The organism is Gracilimonas sp., from assembly GCF_035704785.1.
Classification (GTDB): Bacteria; Bacteroidota; Rhodothermia; order Balneolales; family Balneolaceae; genus Gracilimonas.
Genome location: NZ_DASSWP010000034.1, coordinates 1 through 6,787, shown reverse-complemented (window position 1 = coordinate 6,787; position 6,787 = coordinate 1). Strand labels below are relative to the sequence as shown.

The 6,787-nt window shown below is 42.6% G+C and carries 6 protein-coding genes; 2 read left to right on the top strand and 4 right to left on the bottom strand.

Annotated elements, in window-relative coordinates:
• Together VFM80_RS02100 and VFM80_RS02095 are read right to left on the bottom strand one after the other, a co-directional pair.
• Nucleotides 1–707: vWA domain-containing protein (locus VFM80_RS02100; RefSeq protein ID WP_395069064.1), on the bottom strand; the 707-nt coding region annotated here is incomplete at its 3' end.
• Nucleotides 707–1,705, bottom strand: coding sequence for a hypothetical protein (locus tag VFM80_RS02095; protein ID WP_395069062.1), 999 nt, complete (start codon nt 1,703–1,705; stop codon nt 707–709). The genes VFM80_RS02100 and VFM80_RS02095, both read right to left, overlap by 1 nt.
• A gap of 149 nt (nt 1,706–1,854) precedes the next feature.
• Here VFM80_RS02095 and VFM80_RS02090 point away from each other — a divergent pair, with 149 nt between their 5' ends.
• Nucleotides 1,855–3,147, top strand: a complete 1,293-nt coding sequence (locus tag VFM80_RS02090) for a peptidoglycan DD-metalloendopeptidase family protein (RefSeq protein WP_395069060.1) — start codon at nt 1,855–1,857, stop codon at nt 3,145–3,147.
• Between the two features lie 18 nt (nt 3,148–3,165).
• On the opposite strand, the gene VFM80_RS02085 is transcribed toward VFM80_RS02090, so the two are convergent.
• Complete coding sequence (locus VFM80_RS02085) at nt 3,166–4,041, bottom strand: DUF58 domain-containing protein (RefSeq protein ID WP_395069058.1); 876 nt, start codon at nt 4,039–4,041, stop codon at nt 3,166–3,168.
• Nucleotides 4,042–4,437: 396 nt separating this feature from the next.
• Entirely contained in the window at nt 4,438–5,055 is a 618-nt protein-coding gene (locus tag VFM80_RS02080; RefSeq protein WP_395069056.1) for a hypothetical protein, read from the bottom strand.
• A 74-nt stretch (nt 5,056–5,129) separates the two neighbouring features.
• Here VFM80_RS02080 and VFM80_RS02075 point away from each other — a divergent pair.
• A partial coding sequence (locus VFM80_RS02075) for an aconitate hydratase (protein ID WP_395069054.1) occupies nt 5,130–6,787 on the top strand: 1,658 nt, incomplete at its 3' end.

Here is a 6,787-nt window from a genome sequence, read left to right as displayed (position 1 = left end):
TGAATAGGATAGGGGGCAGTCCCACGGGTTCCGGCTCCGATGGTATAAATTTTGATACCATATGTTAGGGCAAGATCGGCGGCAGTTACAGGATCAATTTCACCTGCATTATTCTGCCCGTCTGTCAATAAAATGATCACCTTACTTTCAGCTTCACTTTCCTTCAGGCGATTCACTGCGGTAGCAATACCCATTCCAATAGCGGTACCATCTTCAATGATACCCATTTCGAGGTCGTCAATAAGATCTTTAAGTAACCTGTAGTCGAGCGTAGGCGGTACAACCGTAAAACTTTTCATGGCAAAAGACACCAAGCCTATACGGTCGGTATTTCTTTTATCCACAAAATCTTTAGCAACTTCTCTGGCAGCTTCAAACCGATTTGGTTTCAGATCTTCAGCCCTCATTGAGGTTGACATATCTAAAACCATCACGATGTCAATTCCTTCAGCATTACGTTCTACGGTAGTTAGCCGTTCCTGAGGCCGTGCAAGTGCTATGATAAGGAGGGCAATTCCTGTCCATATTAAACCAGCCTGAACCCAATGGAGGTGAGCCTTCCAATTCCCCGGTAAGTCATCCAATAAATTTAGTGAAGAAAAAGTAAGGGAAACCTGTTTGTTGAAAAAGTATTGGTAAATGTACCAACCGATCAGAACCGGCAAGATCAGTAAAGCCCAAAACCATTGTGGATTTGCATATTCCATTATGCTTCCTCACTTTTTTGTTGTTCCGGAGTAGGCTTGAACTGCTTATTATACTTTGCCTTAAGCCGCGAGACTCTGGCTGCATCTGCTAATTTTGCCCGTTCCATGAATTCAATTGCGTGATCATGTGTCTTCCAAGCATCCTCTAAAGTAGGGGTGAACTTGGCAAATTTAACCAAGTCGGCTTTTCGCAATACAACACGGGTTTTTTCTGTCATGGTCTCATCAACTCCATATGCTTCTAAATATCGAAGGAGTTCATTAGAAGTAGATTCCAAAGCCGGGATCTTATACAATTCCTCAAAATAGGTTCTGATAGCATCACCAATTTGACTGTAAAAGAGTTTGAAGTTCTTAGATTCCACCACATTTGAGTCTTTCTTAATGTAAACGAGTGTCTTTTCAAGTTCCTTAATAGGATTGTGAAATGGTTTGATCTCAGGTTCCGGTTCTTCTTCAATTTTCTCAGGTTCTTCTCTGAATTTATACCACCATAACAGAAACCCGGCGATCAATAAACCGGCTAAGATCCACGGCCACCACATGCGGGGAAATTCGTAAATGGGTTTCATGGCCTTCAAGCTGGTATCGCCTTCAGCTACCACGGTTTTAAAATTTAACAGTATAGGATCCGAATAGATAACGGTGGTATCATCTGATGAATATAATCGAACAGGAAGTGAACTGATCTGAAGATCTTCATTACCGAAAAATTGAAGGTTATAAGTAAGGCTGTCACTGAATTCTGATATTTTGAATTGTTGCCGCTGAATTAGTTCGGTAGAGGGAGGGAAAGAGTTGGTGTCCGGGAATTCGACTTTTAGATATTCTCTATCCAGCTGAAGGATTAGGGAAAGTTTAAATGTATCACCAATGGTCAGTGAATCGGTACTAACTCTTGTTTGTACTGATTGCGCAGTCACGCTGACCGAAAAAAACAATGAAGCCCATAAAACAAACAGGGATAAAACACCGGGCTTTAACGAGATGATTTTCATCAAATTTAACACACCATATTAAGTTTTAATTGATGGGCTGAAAATATAACATTGTGATGTAAATATTTTGCAAAACTAAGTACCCAGACTTTTTATGAAAGAAGCGTATTAATCCTTATCATTTCACAAAATAAATCTACAGATTTTTAATGGTGAATATCAGGTCAAAGTTGGGAATAGGGATAATTACGTCCTTATTAGTTATTACCCTCGCACTCGTACTTAATTTAACAAGTGATGAAACTCCCCCGGAGTTTAAAATTTCCGCAGATAACGTAGTGGAAATTAAAGAAGATGTGCAGCTCGATTCTTACGGGTACAATATCCTAAACGCTAAAGTTGAAGAAGGACGCGTCAAAAGGAATGAGAGTTTATATCTTATTTTGAGGGATATGGACGTATCACCTCAGGTTATCTATGAAATCAATAAAAAAGCGAAAGGGGTTTTTCAAAGTAATCGCGTTAGACCGGGACAGCGATACATCGTTTATAAGAATTCAAAAGATTCTCAGCCTTACCGATTGATCCTTCATAAAGACGCCCTTGATTATGTAATATTTGAATGGGGAAATGACATCAAAGTCAAAACGGGGCAGAAAGAGATTGAAAAAAAGATCCTGAAAGCTTCAGGAGTAATTAATTCTTCTTTATATGAATCACTTGTTGCCCAGGAAAGGAATATTCTTATAGCCAACCGACTGAGTGAGATCTTTGCATGGCAGATTGATTTTTTCAGATTATATCCCGGTGACAACTACAAGCTGATTTACGAAAAGCAGTTTGTAGATGGTAAACCATATGGTATAGGTGAGATCCTTGCCGCTCAATTTGAGCATAACGGTAGAATATACGATGCCTATTACTTTGAGGGTGAGAAGAGCATTGGTTTTTACGATAGTGAAGGGAATGGAGTTCAGAAAGCGTTGCTTAAAGCTCCTTTCAAATTCTCTCAAAGGGTTAGTTCGGCATTTAACAGAAATAGATTTCACCCGGTGCTAAAAAGAAGATTGCCACACACAGGAGTGGATTATGCTGCCCCAATTGGAACTCCTGTTTTATCGGTAGGTGATGGACAAGTGACAGAGGCTCAGTACAGAGGCGCCAACGGGAATATAGTTAAGATCCGTCACAATGGTACTTATACTACAGCTTATCTACACTTAAATGGGTTTGCCAAAGGGATTACACCTGGTACAAGAGTGCGTCAGGGAGAGGTAATTGGTTATGTAGGTCGAACGGGCCGAGTAACCGGAGTACATTTGCACTATATGATCTACAAGAATGGGAAGCCGGTAAATCCATTGACTTTAGATCTTCCACCATCTAAGGCCATAGATGAATCAGAGAGAAGTGAATTTGAGGATGTGATGAATCGTTTAAAAGAACAAATGAAAGAAATAAAGGGTCAGGAAAAAGTAGCTTCGGTTCTTTCTAAAAATTGAAATAGATAAGACAAAAAATCAGTACCGGCTACCCCGTCTTTTGAAGAAATTCATCAGTGGCTGTACATAAGATTCGTTGGTTTGTACTTCAACTGCATCGATCTTCATTTTTAGCATCTTGTCGTGGATATAAGCTTTTTGTTTCATTCGTCGGATCTCATAAGCTTTACGCACTTTCTCGCTGGATGTATCAATTAATTTTTCAGCCCCTGTTTCAGCATCTTTGATCTTGACCAATCCAATGTCGGGCAGTTTATCTTCCAAGTGATCACTGATAATTATGCTTACCAAATCGTGTTTTTGATTGGTAATTCGAAGCTGTTTCTCAAAATTGTCATCCTGAAAATCAGAAGCCAAAACTACGATGGCCCTTCTGTCCAAAAGTCGGTTAATGTAGGAAAGTGCATCTGCAATATCTGTACCCGTACCGGTAGGTTTTGTGGTATAAAGTTCACGGATAAGGCGTAAAACGTGGGTTCGGCCTTTTTTTGGAGGAACTACTTTCTCGATATGGTCACTGAAGAGAACAAGTCCGACCTTATCGCTGTTTTTAATTGCGCTGAAAGCCAAAACAGCGCAAAGTTCGATGGCAAGATCCATTTTACTTTGACTCTGGCTGCCAAAGGTACCGCTTTGAGAGATGTCGATACACAACATCAGTGTTTGTTCTCTTTCTTCCTCAAATATCTTTATAAAAGGGTCGCCGGTACGCGCTGTTACGTTCCAGTCAATTTGCCTGATGTCATCCCCGTACGTGTAGGCTCGAACTTCCGAAAATTCCATTCCGCGGCCTTTAAAAGCAGACTGATATTCGCCGCCAAACAAAGTATTTACGATACCCTTTGTTTGAATTTCAAGCTTGCGGATCTTTTTAAGAATTTCCTTTGGGATCATTGCATTTTCTTTTGAGGTTCACGGCATGAAGATAATAAATGAACTCCTCAAAATTGGCTCCGGTAAGTAAAAAAATGAAGAAATAGTTCTGTTTAACCTACCTCTCGGTCTCATGGCTCCAAGCCCGTCTGACCGATTGCTTGATTTGGGTACCTTGGCCTGATCTTTTTCCATGTCTGGCTTCCGGGGCCTAATTCATCGATCAGACGGGTTATCCGTCAGATCGGGTTCGAGAATGTGCAACCTGCCTCTCGGTCTGCCGGCTTCAAGCCGTCTGACCGATTGCTTGATTCGAACAACTTGCCCTGAACTTATTCCATGTCTAACTACCGAAGCCTAATTCATCGATCAGATGGGTAATCCATCAGATCGGGTTCGGGGTTGATTTGTGATTCCTTACACATCGATCTCAATATCCACATAATCATACTTTTTTCGCTCTAGCAGGGGATAAGCAAAAAACAGGATCAGTGCGATGATCCCGATCCAGTACATTGTCCAGGCAATAGCCATGTGATCATCCATTAGTCCTTTCATCGTAAACATATTGTAGAAATCGTGGGCTGATTTAGGGAGTCCGCCTATAAGTGGCATTCTTCTTTCTAAAGCATCAGCTGCATAAGCGGCAGATTCAAACCAGGCAAAAGCAGTCAGCAACAAACCCAGTTGTGCCGAAAATCTTTTGCGATCCCACCATCCGTATACAAAAATACAGAATGGAAGGAGTATCTCTAAAAGTGTTCCGCCCAAAATTCCAATAAACCTCGCTCCCAGAAACCCAAAAAAAGTATGACCTGCTTCATGTATTATAAGTAGGAAATTGTCGATGAAAAAGAAGAAGGGAGTTAAGAAAAAAGGATAGGGGTACATCCAGGCAAAAGATATATTCCATTTCAATGCCATCCAGAATTGTTCCGCCAGAACCCAGCAGAAAGGAATACATACTATGGAGAACCACCACTTCTTTATGTGGGGCAGTGCTTTATCGAAATAGAATTCTACGTTAAAATTCAAAATAACTGAACCATTTGGATTACTATGAAGTTATGATAGTAGAAGTTAAACAGATATCAAACAACAAGGTAACTATGAGTAAGCCACTGAACGTCACACAGAAATTAATTAAGGACCATCTGCAAGAAGGGGAAATGATACCGGGAGAAGAGATAGGGCTCAAAATAGACCAAACACTCACCCAGGATGCCACCGGAACTTTGGTGATGCTGGAACTGGAAGCCATGGAGCTGGTTGACGCTAAAACCGAGATATCTTGCCAGTATGTTGATCACAATCTCCTGCAAACGGATTTCAAGAATCCGGATGATCACCTGTTTCTGAAATCTGCTGCTGAACGATTTGGTTTGTGGTTTAGTCGCCCCGGGAATGGAGTAAGTCACCCAATTGAGACAGAGCGATTTGCCATTCCGGGGAAGACCCTTGCCGGATCCGACAGTCACACGCCTGCATCAGGTTGTATGGGAATGTTAGCTCTTGGTGCCGGAGGCCTTGATGTTGCTTTTGCCATCGCGGGCGAGCCGATGCACATCAAAATGCCGAAAGTGTTGGGCGTTGAACTTAAGGGAAATCTCCCGGATTGGGTTAGCGCAAAAGATGTGGTACTTGAAATGCTCCGCCGTTATGATGTGGATGGAGCTAAAGGATATGTGATCGAATATTTTGGGGAAGGATTGAAAAATCTATCCACCATGGATCGCCATGTGATTGCCAATATGGGCACGGAAATGGGGGCCACAACTACCGTTTTTCCTGCCGATGAAGAGGTTCGCCGTTTTATGACTACCCAGGGCAGAGGCGATGATTTTGTTGAACTGGTGGCCGATGAAGGTGCTGAATATGACAAATACGAAGAATTGATCCTGGATGATCTTGAACCGTTGATCGCCCTTCCAAGTAGTCCCGGCAATGTGGTTCCGGTTCGGGAAGTGGAAGGCAAGCCTATCTATCAGGCATATGTGGGATCTTCAGCCAATCCGGGTTATCGTGATTTTTGGATGGTTTCTGAAATTGTAAAAGATAAAATGGCGCACGAAAATGTGTCATTGGATATCAACCCCACCTCACGCCAGATCATCGAGAACATGGTGAAGAACGATGTGATGTTTCACCTCGTGCAAGCCGGAGCGCGGATTCACCAGGCCGGGTGTAACGGTTGTATCGGAATGGGACAAGCCCCTGCATCGGGACAAAATAGTTTACGGACCGTTCCGCGTAACTTCCCGGATCGATCCGGAACTCCTGAAGATTCAGTATTCCTGGTAAGTCCTGAAACGGCAGCAGCTTCAGCCTTGACCGGCAAGATCACCGATCCCCGAGATCTGGAAAAATTGTATGGTATGAAATATCCGCAGTTTGTGGACCTTGAAAATCCAATCGTAAATACGGATATGTTGAAAGAGCCGGTTCCCATGGAAGAAAGAGGTGAGATCAAAAAAGGGCCAAATATTTCAACCATGCCGAATTTTGATGAACTCGATGATTTCGAAGTCCCGGTGTTATTGAAAATGGGCGACGATATTTCGACAGATGAGATCCTGAGAGCTGGCGCGGAAGTGCTGCCATTCCGAAGTAACATCCCGGAGATCAGTAAATTTACCCTGGATGTAGTGGATAAGAATTTCCACGACAGAGCGCTCGAAGCCAAAGCAGAACACGGCGGACACATGGTCATTGCCGGCGAGAATTACGCACAGGGATCCAGTCGTGAGCACGCTGCCATTGCACCTCG